Annotated in this window: 15 protein-coding genes; 8 read left to right on the forward strand and 7 right to left on the reverse strand. The window is 32.3% G+C overall.

Annotation, left to right across the window (positions count from 1 at the left end; genetic code table 11):
- Positions 1 to 70: 70 nt before the first annotated feature.
- From rpsB to rplM, 3 genes are all read right to left on the reverse strand, one after another.
- Entirely contained in the window at positions 71 to 865 is a 795-nt protein-coding gene (rpsB, locus tag ACUN3A_RS11260; protein WP_445551387.1) for a 30S ribosomal protein S2, read from the reverse strand.
- Positions 866 to 1038: 173 nt separating this feature from the next.
- The gene (rpsI, locus tag ACUN3A_RS11265; protein ID WP_100842314.1) at positions 1039 to 1425 is read right to left on the reverse strand and encodes a 30S ribosomal protein S9; all 387 of its coding nucleotides are present in this window, start codon (positions 1423 to 1425) and stop codon (positions 1039 to 1041) included.
- On the reverse strand, positions 1425 to 1880 hold the full coding sequence (rplM, locus tag ACUN3A_RS11270) for a 50S ribosomal protein L13 (protein ID WP_100432187.1): 456 nt from the start codon (positions 1878 to 1880) through the stop codon (positions 1425 to 1427). Before rplM ends, rpsI begins: the two co-directional genes overlap by 1 nt.
- Positions 1881 to 2231: 351 nt before the next feature.
- On the opposite strand from rplM, the gene ACUN3A_RS11275 reads away from it, so the two are divergent.
- Together ACUN3A_RS11275 and ACUN3A_RS11280 are read left to right on the forward strand one after the other, a co-directional pair.
- The gene (locus ACUN3A_RS11275; RefSeq protein ID WP_445551388.1) at positions 2232 to 3257 is read left to right on the forward strand and encodes a LacI family DNA-binding transcriptional regulator; all 1026 of its coding nucleotides are present in this window, start codon (positions 2232 to 2234) and stop codon (positions 3255 to 3257) included.
- Positions 3258 to 3371: 114 nt separating this feature from the next.
- On the forward strand, positions 3372 to 4232 hold the full coding sequence (locus tag ACUN3A_RS11280) for an SGNH/GDSL hydrolase family protein (RefSeq protein ID WP_445551389.1): 861 nt from the start codon (positions 3372 to 3374) through the stop codon (positions 4230 to 4232).
- A gap of 15 nt (positions 4233 to 4247) precedes the next feature.
- On the opposite strand, the gene polA is transcribed toward ACUN3A_RS11280, so the two are convergent.
- Positions 4248 to 7097 carry a DNA polymerase I gene (gene polA, locus ACUN3A_RS11285; protein WP_445551390.1) on the reverse strand — a complete coding sequence of 950 codons (2850 nt, stop codon included), beginning with the start codon at positions 7095 to 7097 and terminating at the stop codon, positions 4248 to 4250.
- Between the two features lie 96 nt (positions 7098 to 7193).
- Positions 7194 to 7607, reverse strand: coding sequence for an energy transducer TonB (locus tag ACUN3A_RS11290; RefSeq protein ID WP_445551391.1), 414 nt, complete (start codon positions 7605 to 7607; stop codon positions 7194 to 7196).
- 334 nt (positions 7608 to 7941) lie between these two features.
- Between ACUN3A_RS11290 and ACUN3A_RS11295 the strand changes: the two genes are divergently transcribed.
- From ACUN3A_RS11295 to ACUN3A_RS11320, 6 genes are all read left to right on the forward strand, one after another.
- Positions 7942 to 8133 (forward strand): hypothetical protein, encoded by a 192-nt coding sequence (locus ACUN3A_RS11295; protein WP_445551392.1) that lies wholly within the window; start codon positions 7942 to 7944, stop codon positions 8131 to 8133.
- Between the two features lie 179 nt (positions 8134 to 8312).
- A complete protein-coding gene (locus ACUN3A_RS11300; protein WP_445551393.1) occupies positions 8313 to 8987 on the forward strand; it encodes a response regulator transcription factor in 675 nt (224 codons plus the stop codon).
- A 20-nt stretch (positions 8988 to 9007) separates the two neighbouring features.
- Positions 9008 to 10342, forward strand: a complete 1335-nt coding sequence (locus tag ACUN3A_RS11305) for a sensor histidine kinase (RefSeq protein WP_445551394.1) — start codon at positions 9008 to 9010, stop codon at positions 10340 to 10342.
- 103 nt (positions 10343 to 10445) lie between these two features.
- A complete protein-coding gene (locus tag ACUN3A_RS11310) occupies positions 10446 to 10625 on the forward strand; it encodes a hypothetical protein (protein ID WP_445551395.1) in 180 nt (59 codons plus the stop codon).
- 175 nt (positions 10626 to 10800) lie between these two features.
- Entirely contained in the window at positions 10801 to 12036 is a 1236-nt protein-coding gene (locus ACUN3A_RS11315; RefSeq protein ID WP_445551396.1) for a metallophosphoesterase, read from the forward strand.
- Between the two features lie 72 nt (positions 12037 to 12108).
- Positions 12109 to 12405: a thioredoxin family protein gene (locus ACUN3A_RS11320; RefSeq protein ID WP_445551397.1), complete on the forward strand. Its 297-nt coding sequence runs from the start codon at positions 12109 to 12111 to the stop codon at positions 12403 to 12405.
- A gap of 18 nt (positions 12406 to 12423) precedes the next feature.
- Here the strand turns inward: ACUN3A_RS11320 and ACUN3A_RS11325 are convergent, their stop codons facing one another.
- Positions 12424 to 13062, reverse strand: coding sequence for a polysaccharide deacetylase family protein (locus tag ACUN3A_RS11325; RefSeq protein WP_445551398.1), 639 nt, complete (start codon positions 13060 to 13062; stop codon positions 12424 to 12426).
- A 193-nt stretch (positions 13063 to 13255) separates the two neighbouring features.
- Complete coding sequence (locus ACUN3A_RS11330) at positions 13256 to 16531, reverse strand: glycosyltransferase family 117 protein (RefSeq protein ID WP_445551399.1); 3276 nt, start codon at positions 16529 to 16531, stop codon at positions 13256 to 13258.
- Positions 16532 to 16557: the final 26 nt, after the last annotated feature.

Here is a 16557-nt window from a genome sequence, read left to right on the forward strand (position 1 = left end):
AAATTACTAACATAATGTTATTAATCTTTTTGGGGAATTTGGAATTTAAAATTGGAATTTAAAATTTGATTTATTCTTCAGTTGCTGGAGCTGGAGCAGCTTCAACCGCTGCAACTTCAGCTGCAGGAGCTTCAGTTTCAGCTACAACTTCAGTAGCATCAGTTTCTTTATCAGAAGTTCTATTTGCAAGACCGTCGATAATTGAAGCAGTTACTAAAGATAAAATTTTATCAATTGATTTAGAAGCATCATCATTTGCAGGGATAACATAATCTACTTCACGTGGATCAGAGTTAGTATCAACCATTGCAAAAACTGGAATGTTTAATTTTTGAGCTTCTTTTATTGCGATGTGTTCAGCTTTGATATCTACTACGAACAATGCTGCAGGAAGTCTAGACATATCTGCGATTGAACCTAAGTTTTTCTCTAGTTTAGCACGAAGACGATCAACTTGTAAACGCTCTTTTTTAGAAAGTGTCATGAATGTACCATCTTTCTTCATTTTATCGATAGTAGCCATTTTTTTAACAGCTTTACGAATAGTTACGAAGTTAGTTAGCATTCCACCAGGCCATCTTTCAGTGATGTAAGGCATGTTTGCAGCTTTTGCTTTGTCAGCAACGATGTCTTTTGCTTGTTTTTTGGTAGCAACAAATAATATTTTTCTACCTGATGCAGCGATTTTTTTCAAAGCGTCATTAGCTTCTTCAATTTTTGCTGCAGTTTTATATAGATTGATAATGTGTATACCATTACGCTCCATATAAATGTAAGGAGCCATATTTGGATCCCATTTTCTAGTCATGTGTCCAAAATGAACACCTGCTTCTAGTAATTCTTTTACTTCTACTTTGTTTGACATTTTTTGTACTAGTTTACGTTCTGTTGATTAGCAATGTAGGAATGGCGATTTCTCGGCTACATACATTTAGATGCTAAACTAATTTCCCACCTCGATGGGACAACAACAACATTGTTTTAAATTTTTTAATACATTCTAGAATGTCTTGTCCTAATTGAACAAGACAGGCAATATTAACGTTTAGAGAATTGGAATCTCTTACGAGCTTTCTTCTGACCGAATTTCTTACGTTCAACCATTCTTGGATCTCTAGTTAATAAACCTTCTGGCTTCAAGATCCCTCTGTTTTCAGCATTTACTTCACACATAACGCGTGCTAATGCCATTCTTACAGCTTCTGCTTGTCCAGTTGAACCACCTCCATAAACGTTTACTTTTACGTCAAAGTTAGATGCATTTTCTGTCATAGACAATGGTTGCAAAACTTTGTACTGTAAAGTAGCAGTTGGGAAATAAGTTGCGAATGGTTTTTTGTTTACAACGATAACTCCTGTTCCTTCAGAAACATAAACACGTGCAACAGCGGTCTTTCTTCTACCGATTTTGTGAATAACTCCCATTACTTAAGATCGTTTAGGTTAACAGTTCTAGGTTTTTGAGCTCCTTGTTTGTGCTCAGATCCTACAACAACATTTAAATTTCTGAAAAGTTCAGCTCCTAATTTGTTTTTAGGTAGCATTCCTTTTACCGCTTTTTCTACTAATAATGCAGGGTTTTTTGCTTGCAATACTTTAGCAGTTAAAGTTCTTTGTCCTCCAGGGTAACCAGTGTGACGGATGTATGTTTTTTCATCCAATTTGTTACCTGTAAGGTTGATTTTTTCTGAGTTGATAACAATTACGTTATCTCCACAGTCAACGTGTGGTGTGTAACTTGGCTTGTACTTACCTCTTAAAATCATAGCGACTTTTGAAGCAAGACGTCCTAAGTTATGACCATCAGCGTCTACAACAATCCATTCTTTTGTAGAATTGGCTTTTGTTGCTGAAATTGTCTTGTAGCTTAATGCGTTCACAATAATATATTTTAATTAAACATTCCATTCCCAATAAAGGGAGTGCAAAAGTACAATTAATTATTTTAAAACCAAATAGCTTAATTGATTATTTTTTTATTGAGTTGGTGCTGATAATCAAATATATATTTATTGAACCGGAATTTTGTTTTAGTTTGTGTTTCTTTCTTTTGCAATAATTTCGATGAATTTTTTTTTGATGTTGCAATTTTTTTGTACTTTTCCGTTTTATCGAATTATATGTCCGTATTTTTTTAGATTTTCAGTAAAAATTGAGGAAAGTATTGTCAAATATGGATAAAATTAATTTTTTAAGACTGTTAATTTAGGTTTATATACCACCACTCTCCAATGAAAGCAAAAGCAACTTTAAAACAAATTGCAAAAGAACTTAATGTTTCAGTATCAACTGTTTCTAAAGCACTTAATGATAGTCCTGAAATAAGCGAACAAACGAAAGTTAGAATTAAAGAATATGCCAAGTTAAAGAATTATAAACCCAATGTTATTGGTTTAAATCTTAAAAACCGAAAAACAAAAACCATTGGAGTTATTATTCCTAATATATTAAATTCATTTTTTGCTAAAGTTTTTAGTGGTATTGAAAAGGTAGCAGATGAGAGAGGTTATAATGTAATTATGTGTATTTCTAATGAATCCTTAGAAAAAGAGGCGCATACTATGGAAATGTTGAGTAACGGGACTATTGATGGATTTGTTTTATCTATTTCTGAGGAAGCGCAAAAATTGAATGATTACAGTCACTTTAATTCTATTATAAATGATGGAACTCCTATTGTGATGTTTGACAGAACAACTGATGAAGTCGAATGTGATAAGGTGATTGTTGATGATTTTGATTCAGGTCAAAATGCAACGCAACATCTGATTGATTTAGGTTGTAAAAATATTGCCTTAATTTCTTCTTCAAATAATTTAAGTGTTGGTAAATTAAGAGCTGAGGGGTATTTAAATGCCTTGAGAATAAATAATATTGAAATTAATGAAAAGATTATTATTCGAACAGAATCAGAATCTGATCATGATTTAGCTGAGAAGATTGATGAATTGTATTCTAATAATCTGGTAGATGGAGTTTTTGCATTAGAAGAAAATGATTCTGTTGCGGCTTTAAAAGTTGGAGTAAAGAAAGGGTATAAAATCCCTAAAGATTTAAAAATCATTGGTTTTGCCGATGGAATTTTAGCTTCTAGAAGATTGTCTCCTAGTATGACCACTGTAAGTCAGCATGGAATTGAGATTGGAGAAGAAGCGGTAAGATTATTAATTGATAGATTAGAATCTGATGATGAGGAAAAACCGTATGAAACTATTGTTATCAAAACAAAATTAAAAGAAAGAGAATCTACTAAATAATAAAAGTTTAAATAGTAGTTTATTTCAAATTTAAAATCCGCCAACAGCAATAATGCTTTTAGCGGATTTATTTTTATAAGTAAAAAATCAAGAAACAAATTATCATTTACACATATGAAACATATAATTACAATTGCTTATATCCTTTTGTTGACAGTTGGTTTTAATGGATTTGCACAACAAACCGTCCCAAAAGTAAAATTAACCGATTCTGAAAAAACACTAAACTCGCAATGGAAGGGGATGAAGGTGGCCTTTCTTGGTGATTCGATGACAGACAAACGCCGTGTTGGAACTACTTGTATTTATTGGGAATATTTAAATGAATTACTGGGGATAGAACCTTTTGTATATGGCATCAGCGGAAATCAATGGAATGATATTTACAAACAATCTGTGAAACTGCACGAAGAAAAAGGAACGAGTATTGACGCAATATTGATTTTTGCAGGTACGAATGATTATAACCACAATATCCCAGTGGGAGAATTTTTTAGTGAAACAATAAAACAAACAAACTTTAACGGAAAAGAAGTAACGCGTAAATATCGTACTCCTAACCTGAATGATTCAACCTTTTGCGGACGTATCAATAAAGCGATGTCTTACCTGAAGAATAATTACCCACAGCAGCAAATTGTTATTATGACACCCATTCACAGAGGGTATGCAAAATTTAACGACAAGAATGTGCAGCCTGATGAAAATTATGCAAACGGACAAGGATTATATATCGATTCCTATGTTGATATTTTAAAACAAGCGGCTTCTTATTGGGCGGTTCCGTTAATTGACCTCTATTCTACAAGTGGTTTGTTTCCAATGGCCGATGCACAATCGCAATACTTTCATGACAAAGATACAGATAGACTGCATCCCAATGCCCTTGGTGATTACCGGTTGGCCAAAACTATTCAATACAAATTGTTGGCATTGCCTTCTGGTTTTGTTGTTGAACTGAATACTAAAAACTAAACACTGGCTCTAAAATCAATGCGCTTCTAACCAATTTTTACCCAAACCAATTTCTACATCTAAGGGAACATCCATTTTAAAAGCATTTTCCATTTCATGTTTAATCATCGGCTGGATTTTTTCTAATTCACTGTTGTGAACATCGAACACAAGCTCATCATGAACCTGCAATAACATTTTGCTTTTCCAGTTTTCTGAAACTAATTTTTTGTGAATATTAATCATCGCAATTTTGATGATATCGGCAGCAGAACCTTGAATTGGTGCGTTTACTGCATTTCGTTCGGCACCACTTTTGACCATCATATTGGCAGAATTGATATCTTTTAAATAACGTCTTCTTCCTAAAACTGTTTGTACATAACCGTTTTCTCTGGCAAAATCAACTTGATTAGACATGTAGGATTTTAGTTTTGGATACGTAGTATAATAAGCATCAATCAACTCAGCACTTTCTTTTCGCGAAAGCGATGTTTGATTGCTTAATCCAAAAGCAGAAACGCCGTATATAATTCCGAAATTCACAGTTTTAGCATTGCTTCGCTGTTCTTTGGTTACTTCTTCCAATGAAACGTTGAATACTTTTGCAGCGGTGCTTCTGTGGATATCTTCGTTATTTTGGAAAGCTTTAATCATATTTTCTTCGCCAGACAAAGCCGCAATAATTCGCAATTCTATCTGAGAGTAATCCGCAGAAACTAATGTGTAGTTTTCATCACGGGCAATAAATGCTTTTCGAATCAAACGTCCTCTTTCGGTACGAATAGGAATGTTTTGCAGGTTTGGATTGTTGGAACTTAAACGTCCTGTTGCTGCAACTGTCTGCATATAATCGGTGTGGACGCGACCAGTTTTTGAATCAACTTGATTAGGCAATGCATCAATATAGGTGCTTTGCAGTTTTACCATTTGACGCCATTCTAGAATATCACGAACAATTTCGTTGTCATTGGCTAAATAAGATAAAACTTCTTCGCCAGTTGCATATTGGCCAGTTTTGGTTTTCTTTTGTTTGGCTCCGCCAATTTTTAATTTGTCAAATAAAATATCGCCAAGCTGTTTTGGGGACGCCAAATTGAATTTTTCTCCAGCAGTTTCATAGATTTTTTGTTCCAATGCATTGCTTTCGACAGCCATTTCAACCGACATTGATTGTAAAAAAGGAACATCCAAATTGATTCCTTCTAATTCCATGGCAGCCAAAACAGGTATTAACGGAATTTCGATTTCATCAAATAATTTTTTGGTTTCAGCTTTGTCTAAAATTGGACTGAAATTTTGTTTCAATTGATAGGTAATATCAGCATCTTCGGCGGCGTATTCTTTGATGTCTTCCAAAGCTACATCACGCATCGATTTTTGATTCTTACCTTTTTTGCCAATTAAATCTTCAATAGATTTTGGTGAATATTTTAAATACGTTTCAGATAAAACATCCATATTGTGACGCATATCCGGATTAATCAGATAATGCGCAATCATTGTGTCAAATAACTTTCCTTTGATTTGAACACCATAATTTGATAAGATCTTCAAATCGTATTTCACGTTTTGACCAATTTTTTCGATAGTTTCATTTTCGAAAAAAGGTTTGAATTTATCTGCTAAAATTTGTGCTTCTTCCTGATTCTCCGGAAACGGAACGTAAAATGCTTTTCCTTTTTCGAAAGAAAATGACATTCCAACTAGTTCGGCATTCAAAGCATCAATTCCTGTAGTTTCGGTATCAAAACAAACCGAAGTTTGATTCATTAAGTTTTGCAAAAGCAATTTTACAGCAAAATCGCCTTGAATTATTTGGTAAAAATGTTCTGTGTTTTCTAAAGTAGCATAAAATGAACTGGGTTTTGTTTCACCACTTTCTTCTTCCGAAAAGCCAAACAGATCAAATTGATCTTCGTTAGATTTTTTTGCGAGAGCTTTTTTTATTGCCTTTTCTTCATTGTCATTGCTATTGATATTGCCATTTTCTATTGCCGTTGGATTGTATAATTTGTCAAACTGCGCTTTCATTTGACGAAATTCCAATTCTAGAAATAGTGCATCGGTTTTTTCGACATCGGGTTTCGATAATTCGTAATCTGTTTCATTAAATTGTACAGGACAATCTAAAAGAATGGTGGCTAATTTTTTAGACAATAAACCTAATTCGGCATTGGCTTCAATTTTGGCTTTGATTGCTCCTTTTAATTGGTGTGTGTTAGCCAAAAGATTTTCCATTGATCCGTATTCTGCCAAGAATTTTTTAGCTGTTTTTTCTCCAACGCCTGGCAATCCAGGGATATTATCGGCAGCATCACCCATCATTCCTAGAAAATCTATTACTTGTTCTGGATGAGTGATTTCGAATTTTGCTAAAACTTCTGGAATTCCCCAAATTTCTATGTCGTTACCCATTCTTGCTGGTTTGTACATGAAAATATTTTCGGAAACTAATTGAGCAAAATCCTTATCTGGAGTTACCATATAAACTTTATAGTTTTCCTTTTCGGCTTGTTTGGCAATAGTTCCAATCAAATCATCAGCTTCAAAACCGGCAACTTCAATAATCGGAATGTGCATAGCACGCAATAATTCCTGAATATAGGGAACGGCAATTTTAATGGCTTCGGGGGTTTCGTCACGATTAGCTTTATATTCCTGATACATTTCGTAGCGATAAGTACTTCCGCCTTTGTCAAAAGCTACGGCTAAATGATCTGGTTTCTCACGCTTGATAACATCCATCAATGCATTCATAAAACCCATAATAGCCGAAGTATCCATTCCTTTAGAATTGATTCTTGGGTTTTTTATAAAAGCAAAATAACCACGAAATATTAATGCATAAGCATCGAGAAGGTAAAGACGTTTTTGAGCAGACATATAAAAAATTTAGTCTGTAAAAATAGACAATTGCGTTTTAAAAATGAATTTGTTCCTGAAATTTATAATTGAAAATAGTACCTCAAAGATATTTTTTTAATTTTTCCTTCCTTGAATATTTAGTGGCATACTAAATTTTACTTCAACTGGTTTCCCGTCTTTTATACCGGGTTTCCATTTTGGACTTTTTTCAAATACTTCTATTAACTTTTCATTAGTTCCAAAACCAAGGTCATTTATTATTTGAGTAACGCTCACTGATCCATCAGTTTTAACGACAAATTCTACTATAACTTTTCCACCAGTAAAATTCTCATCACTTGAAGGAACGAAGTTGTCCGCTATGTACTTATAGAATTTATTTCCTCCTTTATTAGTGTTACTTGTTTTGTTTTCAATAGTCATGCCTGATAATTGAGTGCTGTCAGAACTCTTGTCTTCAGTTTTGTCTGATTGTGAATAAAGTGAATTAATGCTTAGCGTTAAAATTAATAATAGTGTTGTTTTCATTTTGGTTATTTTGATAAAATACATAGAAGTTTTCTTTGCGATAAATAAAATTTTTGTGTTTGGATCATTTCTTTTCATATAGTGTGCAGTGCGCTTAAAAGCGATTGAAGGTTTGTTTTTGTTTATATTTTCAAATATATTAAAATGGTTTTATAACAAAAAAACTTGCAGGATAATAGTTAGCAATTGAAACTAATTGCTTTGGTTGAATGTTACTTGAAGTTAAAATTTTCATAAAGAATACCGCTGCAGCCAATCTTCATTTTGTCTTCATTTATCAGTTATACATTTGACCTATAAATAATAAATTATTAATTCAAAAAAATTAGAAATCATGAGAAATTTATTGATGTTATTAGTTGCCGTTTTAGGAACAAGTGCAATGGTTCATGCATTCCCAGCAAAAGATGCAAAAACAGCTTCAGCAAAAGAAATTACAACCAAAAAACACCACAAAAACAACAAGACTAAAAAAGAACAAAAAGCCGTAACAGCAGAAGCTCCAAGTTCTAGTGCAAAAAAATAATTAATGTTTTTTTGTTAGTATTTGTGAATGATAGTAAAAAAAGAAGGAATTGTTTTTGAAAGTCAGTGAAGAAATTTACTGACTTTTTTATATTTAAGGGAGTTAAAGTTTTAATAATCTAATGTGTTTGTTTTTACATTAGTTGTTATTTTGAGTAATTTTTAAATTAATATGCAGTTATGAAAATTCATATTGTTGAAGACAACCCCGAATTGGCTATTGAGTTAAAAGAATATCTTTCAGGTAACGGTTATATCTGCAAAATTTCCAAAAACTGCGAAGAAGCCCTAGAGGAAATCAATAGCAATGATTATGATATTATGCTTTTGGATTTGGGATTACCTGATGGCAGTGGTTTTGATGTCCTGAAAGAAATTCGCAAAACAAGTTCTAAAGTTGCGGTAGTTATTATTACCGCTCAAGGAGAGTTGGAAGATAGAATAAGTGGATTGCAATTGGGTGCTGATGATTATTTAACGAAGCCTTTTGCTTTAACCGAATTAGGTGCTCGTTTATTTGCTATTATTAGAAGAATGCACGGATTTACAGTCAATCAATTGGATGTTCATGGATTTAGCTTGCAATTGCAAGATTACAAAGTGCGTTTTAATGATGCTCCAATTAATTTAACAAAAAAAGAATTTGATATTTTTCAATATTTAGTTTTGAATAAAAATCGGGTAATTACACGTTTGCAATTAACAGAACATATTTGGGGTGATATTCTTGAAGTAAATTCGGATTCTAATTTTATTGATGTACATGTTCGGAATCTTAGAAAAAAATTGGATAAACATGCCGAAATTGATTGGTTTGAAACAGTTCGCAATGTTGGGTATAGGATAAACGCTTAATTTTTTTTAAATTCAAGGATATGAAATTCAAACATCAACTAGCTATTTTTAATGCATTAACTCGTTTGTTGTTGATTTTGGTTTTGTGGTTAATGCTTCCTGTTTTGGTCGAAAAAGTAGTTTATAATCATATCAATAAAAGCTTATTAGAGAAAAAGCAGAAATTTATTGAACATTTAGACAAGGAAGAAATAAATGATTTTATTGTTCGGAACGATACCTCCGAAACGTACGCAAGCTTTTCTACTTTGCACAGTGAATTTTTGGTGTTATCCCGGGTTCCTACTGCTAATGTGGTGGATAAAACTCTTTTTATTAATGAGCCGCGAATAATTGAAGAAGAACGAAATGATTATAGAATTCTTCAATATTATTTTAAGTATGAAAATGAAAATTATCTTTTAGAAATAGGGAATAGTTTAAGTGAAATAAATGACCTCACATTTATAATTCGTCTTTTTATTACCATTGTTTTGACGATTATTATTGTTATTACTTTTTTGGTAGATACTTTTTATATTGAATATTTGCTAAAACCATTTTATAAAATTATCGATACCAAAATTCGGCATATCAATGAACCAGAGGCTTTTGATCATACTCCTGTAAAATCGCATTCTAAGGATTTTCAGGAACTTGATTTTGTTCTTAATCAAATGATGGATAGAATTAGCGAGTCTTTTAAAAAAGAAAAACAGTTTATTGCTAACGTTTCCCATGAATTATTAACTCCCATTGCATTGCTGAAAAGCAAATTTGAGAATTTACTTCAAAATGCTTCTTTAGAGGATTCGGTTGTAGATAAAATTGTCAGTTCCCTTAGTACTTTGGATTTATTAAAAAAGATAATTGCTAATTTATTATTGATTTCAAAAATTGAAAACAATCAATATGAAGCCAACGAAACAATAAATTTTGATGAAATTATCAGTAATTTGATTGTTGATTTACAAGATAGGATTGAAGATAAAGGATTGTCTTTTGATAAAAAAATAGAACATCATTTTAGTTTTATTGGAAACAAAACATTGATGCATATTCTATTCTATAATTTAATTGTCAATGCAATAAAGTACAATAAAAAATCTGGTAAAATTGAAATTAAGGACGGCTTTTTACAAGGAAACTATTTTTTGTCAATCTCAGATTCGGGTATTGGAATGAATGAGAAACAGCAAGTAAATGTTTTTAAACGATTTGCAAGGGTTCATTTTGAGCAGGAAGGACAAGGTTTGGGGCTTGCGATTGTTGAGAGTATTGTGCAATTTCATCATATTGTGATTGAGTTAACTTCGGAGATTAATGTAGGAAGTACTTTTGTTTTGTTGTTTCCAAACGGTCAAAAACCTAATTAAAAGTTAATTTTTTTTGGGAGGGCAAATCTTCATTTAATCTTCATTTTCGATGAATAAATTTGACCTATTAATAAATGAATTATTAATTTAAAAATTTAAAATCATGAAAAAATTATTGATGGTATTGGCAATTGCTCTTGGAACAACAGTTATGGTAAATGCACAAACTGAACCAGCTCAAACTACTCCTGCGAAAGAAGCTAAAGCAACTAAGAAAGAACACAAAAAAGCAACTAAAAAAGTAGATCCTGCAAAAACTGAAGCAGCAGATTCAAAAAAATAATAAATTCTTTTATTTATGCATTGCTTGGATTTATTTTAAAACGATTTTAATTATTGGTTTTAATAGGGGAAAAGGGGAGATAAAGAAATTTGCTCCCTTTTTTTGCGTTAAAATTATTATAATATAGATTTTAGCATTTTCAATAGTTGTTTCTTTGTGTAAAATTGTATAAATAATGATATTACGTTTATTTCTATTTGGAGTTGTTCTTTTTGTTATTGAGCTTTATGCATTTCAGGCTGTTAAAACATTAGTAAAGCTGAAATGGGTTTTGATTTCGTATCAAGTAATTAGTCTTTTACTCTTTATTTTTATCCTTTATTCGTTTACTCAATTTGATCGTTCGGTTGGACAAACCAAGCAAACCATGTTTACTATGGGGTTATTACTTTTGGTATATGTTCCAAAAATTGTAGTAACAGTAATTTTATTAGGAGAAGATGTGTTTCGATTGTCAGCGGGGGCAATTAATTATTTTATTGATAATAATAGTAAAGAAACTTTTTTACCTTCCAGACGCAAATTCGTTAGCCAAATTGGTTTAGGACTTGCTGCTGTTCCTTTCATGTCATTGATATATGGAATTTTTGAAGGAAAATACAATTTCAAAGTAATAAAACAGGCAATTTATTTTCCTGATTTGCCAGATGCTTTCGATGGTTTTACCATTACTCAAATTTCAGATGTTCATAGCGGTAGTTTTGATAATCCCGAAAAAATTAGCCATGCTATTGATTTAGTAAATGAACAAAATTCAGATTTGATTTTGTTTACAGGGGATATTGTAAATACTCATGCTAAAGAAATGCATCCTTGGATTGAAACTTTTAATAAAATTAAGGAGCATAAATACGGTAAGTATTCAGTTTTAGGGAATCATGATTATGGTGAATATGTTACGTGGCCATCACAATCTGCCAAGGATAAAAATTTTGAAGATATCAAGAGTTTATATGGTCAAATTGGATTTACTTTATTATTGAATGAGCATACTTTTATTGAAAAAGGGGAAGATAAAATTGCTTTAGTCGGAGTAGAGAATTGGGGTCGTAACTTCAAACAGGCTGGGGATTTAAATAAAGCTTCGCAGCATTTAGTAAAAGAGGATTTTAAAATCTTAATGAGTCATGATCCAAGTCATTGGGATGAAGTAGTGCAACATGATGAGAAACATTATCAATTAACACTTTCTGGGCATACGCACGGAATGCAATTTGGTATAGAAATTCCGGGTTATTTTAAATGGAGTTTGGCACAATATGTTTACAAGCAATGGGCAGGTTTATATGAAAATTTAGGTAGATTTGTTTATGTTAATAGAGGATTTGGATTTCATGCTTACCCAGGTAGGGTAGGGATTATGCCCGAGATTACGGTAATTCAACTAATAAAGGGTGAAAAATTAGCATAATTGGTATAAAATACTAAATTTGTAATCTAATATCTCTTTTTGAAACTAATAGAAATTTAATATTTTGGTTTTATGTCAAAATTTGGAGAACTTATAAATGCACAAGTTCCTGTGTTAATAGATTTTTACACAGATTGGAACGAACCTTCACTATCGATGCATCCTGTTATAAAAGATGTAGCGGCTGCACTTGGAGATAAAGTAAAAGTTATCATGATCGATGTAGATAAAAACCAAGAATTAGCAGATGCTTTGCGTATTAAAGGCCTGCCTACCTTGATGATTTACAAAGAAGGTGCGATGATCTGGAGGCAATCTGGCGAGTTAGATGCTAATACTTTAATTGGAATTGTACAAGAGCAGCTGTAATTTGATTATTTCTTGTTTTTATTGAATTGTATCAAATGTAAAACCTTTGTCTTTTAAGATTTGTAATGATCTTGGAAGTACATATTCTAGGTTTTTGTATCCTTTTACACTGTCGTGAAAAATAATTACGCTTCCAGAAACTACATTTTCAATTACATTTTCTAAACATTTTTCAGGAGTTATGGTTTGATCAAAATCAGCACTCAGAACATCCCACATAATTATTTTAAATCCTAATTCTCGTAGTCTTTTTGATTGCGATGTTTTTATTTTGCCGTATGGAGGGCGAAATAGTTTAGGGTTCACAGGTTGGTGTTCATAGATTGCCGATTGGCATAAAGCAGCATTTTCTAGATAATCAGCTGTATTAGTTTTCCAACCGTTTAAATGATTAAAAGTGTGATTTCCTATTGCATGTCCGTCATTGATTACTTTTTTGAATAGATCAGGGTTGCTGTCTATATTTTTCCCAATACAAAAAAATGTTGCTTTTACTTGCTGTTTTTGTAATTTTTCCAAAACCCATTCGGTTACGTCTGGAGTTGGTCCATCATCAAAAGTGAGATAGATTTTGTTCTCAGTATTAGGGATTTCCCACACATAATTGGAGAATATTTTTTTAATAAAAGTATTTGTCTTAATCCAATAGAGTTTCATGTGTACATATTATTTGTTTTTATTGAAATATGAAATTTGCATAGTTATAATTGATGTTTATGTTCAATTTAAGAATGTACTTATTTCATAATTCAACATTACAATTTAATTAATTAAATTCAATTTTAAACAAAAAAAATGTAGTGCATTTTATTTGGCACTACATTTTTTTTGTTCTTATTATGTTAAGCGGTTATTCTTTTTTACGTCCAAAACGAGCAAATATTTCGATGTAAGTATTAAAAGTTTTTTTGCTGCTATTGTAAAAATCTATGTCATTACTCTCTTGCATAACAGTCAATAAACTTCTATAACGCTCGATATCTGTAATGATTTCAATACTTATATTAGATTGTTCAGAAGGGTCTAATTTGGCATAATAATTAAGGTTGTCTTTGTATTTGCCCATTAGTTTTTCTAATAAATCATGTGCTTTTGCTTTGTCACCAACATCATAATATCCTTTAGCGAATGGTTCAACTAATGAGTAATACCCAAATTTATCCAAAGGCATTTTTGTCATCGCTAATTCGATGATTTTTTTTGCTTTGTCTAATTTTCCTTCAGCGATTAATTGTGTCATCAATCGAGATAGATTCATTCGGTAAGTTAAACTTTCTCTGCGAGTTTCTGGATCATGATAAATTTTGTTACTGTCACTATTTCCCCAATCCCATGCCATTACTTTGGCATACATGTTGTCAGTGTCAATGCGTCCCATATCCATTTGACCTGAATCTTTGTCTAACGCAGTTTTTATTGGGACTAATTTATAAACCATACCTTCTAATTGAAGGTACTCTTTCATCCACAAATAATCTTCAGCATCGAATGCTCCTCCACTAAAATAAATAGGTCGATTCCAGTCGTTGTTGTTGATTAAATCTAACATCATCAATCTGTTTTTGTAGATAGCGCTTCCTTTTATATCAATATCAATATAAGGAACAATAGAATCATTCAATTTTGGATTTACAACATGGTTCTTAATAATTTTGGCTTTGTCAACAGTGATTCTGATTTTATCAGTTGGATAGAAATGTATGGTTTGCCCATTTTGCATCTCTACAGTTGATTTTGGGTTTTTTATGAAGTTAATAAAGTCGTTTAAACTCCATCGACTTTCTGTTTTAGGAATATGAGCAACATAATCTAATTTGTCTCCTACGTATTCATTGTGTGTAAATGAAATAGGTAAGGCGTTAGATTCGTAAGCTTTTCTCTTCATTTGGTCAATATACCAATCGGTCATCAATAAGCTTGTGTTGACAATTTTAATGTCTGTACGAATGCCTTCTATTTCTTGAGCGTACCAAAGGGGGAAGGTATCGTTATCTCCAATAGTAAATAAAATGGCATTTGGATCACAAGATTCTAAATAGGCCTTAGCCATTGATGTAGCGGTGTATTTTCCAGAACGGTCGTGATCATCCCAGTTTTGGTAAGCCATTAATATTGGGGCTGCCAATAAAGAGGCGCCTATAATAGCTGGTCCAGCAAGTTTTGGTGAAAGATATTTATGGAAACTATCGTATAAAGAATAAACTCCAAATCCAATCCAAATAGCAAAAACATAAAAGGAACCTACTAATGCATAGTCTCTTTCGCGTGGTTCAAATGGTCTTTCATTTAGGTATATTTTTAATGCTATTCCCATAAAAAGGAAAAGTGCAAATAAAACATAAAAACTTTTTCGGTCTTTGCTTGCATGATACATGATACCAATTAAACCAAGGATAAATGGAAGGAAAAAATATACGTTTCTACCTTTGTTGTTTAAAACATCTTGAGGTAAATTTTCTTGAGAACCCACGTGTAGGCTATCAATAAATGAAATACCGCTTATCCAGTTTCCGTCAAGATAATCGTATCTTCCTTGTTCATCATTTTGTCTTCCAACAAAATTCCACATTAAGTATCTCCAATACATATAGCCAAATTGGTATTCAAACATGAAGCTGAAATTGTCGGCAGTAGTTGGTTTTTCTATAATTAAATAATCGCTATAGTGTTTTAAAAAAGCAACATAACCCTCATTGTCAATTTGTTTTTGAGCGTATGCTTGTCTGAACTCACTTACTGTTTTTTCAGTTTCATTTTTTAACTGTGCGATTGCTTTGTTGTAATCTTCCTCACTTAATTTACTCGGATCTAGACCATATTTTGCTAAGTCCTCTTCGTATGGATAGTCAGGATTTATTTTGAATGCAGGCGGATGTGTAAAATTAATATAGTTTTCAATATGCTCCGAACTCCACATTCTTGGCAAAATTGTTTTTTGACTATCATCAGTATTTTGTTCGGCGTTTTTGTAATTGTTTACAATTACGTATTTACCGGTTTTGTAGTCTCTCTCGTAGTTAGGCGCTTTGTCTAAATAAGGAGTAGTCGGGTCTAAACCTACAAAACTTTCTGTATATTGAGGTCCGTAAAACAATGGGTTTACTCCGTATTGTTCTCTATTGTAATAAGCCAATACCTCTGCGGCATCTGATGGTTTGTTCTCGTTGATAACAGTGTCAGAATTGGCGCGAATAGGTAGCATCAGCCATGTTGAGAATCCGATAAGGATGAAAAGAATACAAAGTATAAGTGTGTTGTAGTGTATTAGTCCTTTTTTGCGAGTAAAATTTAGGCCGAAATAGAAGAAAGCGATAAGTAGCAGTGTTACAAATATAGTTCCTGAATTAAAAGGTAATCCCATTGAATTGACCATGAAAACTTCAGTTTTACCAAAGAATGCCATGGTTAATGGTAATAGTAACTTGAAGATGAAAAGTAAAACCGATACAACTACAATGTTGGCAATTATAAAATTTTTGACCGTTACTACTTTATAGTTTTTGAAAAAATATAAAAACCCAATTGCTGGAATAGTTAATAAAGCCATAAAGTGTACTCCAAATGACAATCCAACAACAAGTGAAATTAATAATAACCATTTATGTCCTCTTGGAGTATCCATGTCTTGTTCCCAACGCAAACCTAGCCATAATAATAACGAAATTAGTAAAGTTGCCATTGCGTAAACTTCGGCTTCTACAGCGTTAAACCAAAAACTATCCGAAAAAGTATAAGCAAGTGAACCTACTAATGAACTTCCAAGTATTACAACAGCATTGTTGTCATTGATTTCACTATATTGGCTTATGACTTTTTTCAAAATCATAGTCGAAGACCAAAACATAAACAATATAGTAAAGGCACTCGAAAATACTGAAGTCATGTTTACCATAAATGCTATGTGCTCTTTGTCTATTGCAAACATGGCAAAGAAAGCGCCAATCATTTGAAATAAAGGAGCTCCTGGAGGGTGGCCAACTTCTAGTTTTGCGGCTGTAGCGATATATTCTCCGCAATCCCAAAAACTCATTGTGGGTTCAACAGTAAGTGTATAAGTTATTAATGCGATTGTAAAGGCAAACCAACCTGTAATGGTATTCCATTTGTTGAAATTGAATGATTTCATATACTAGTCTTCTGTTTTTTATATGT

Source organism: Flavobacterium sp. WC2509 (genome assembly GCF_052683105.1).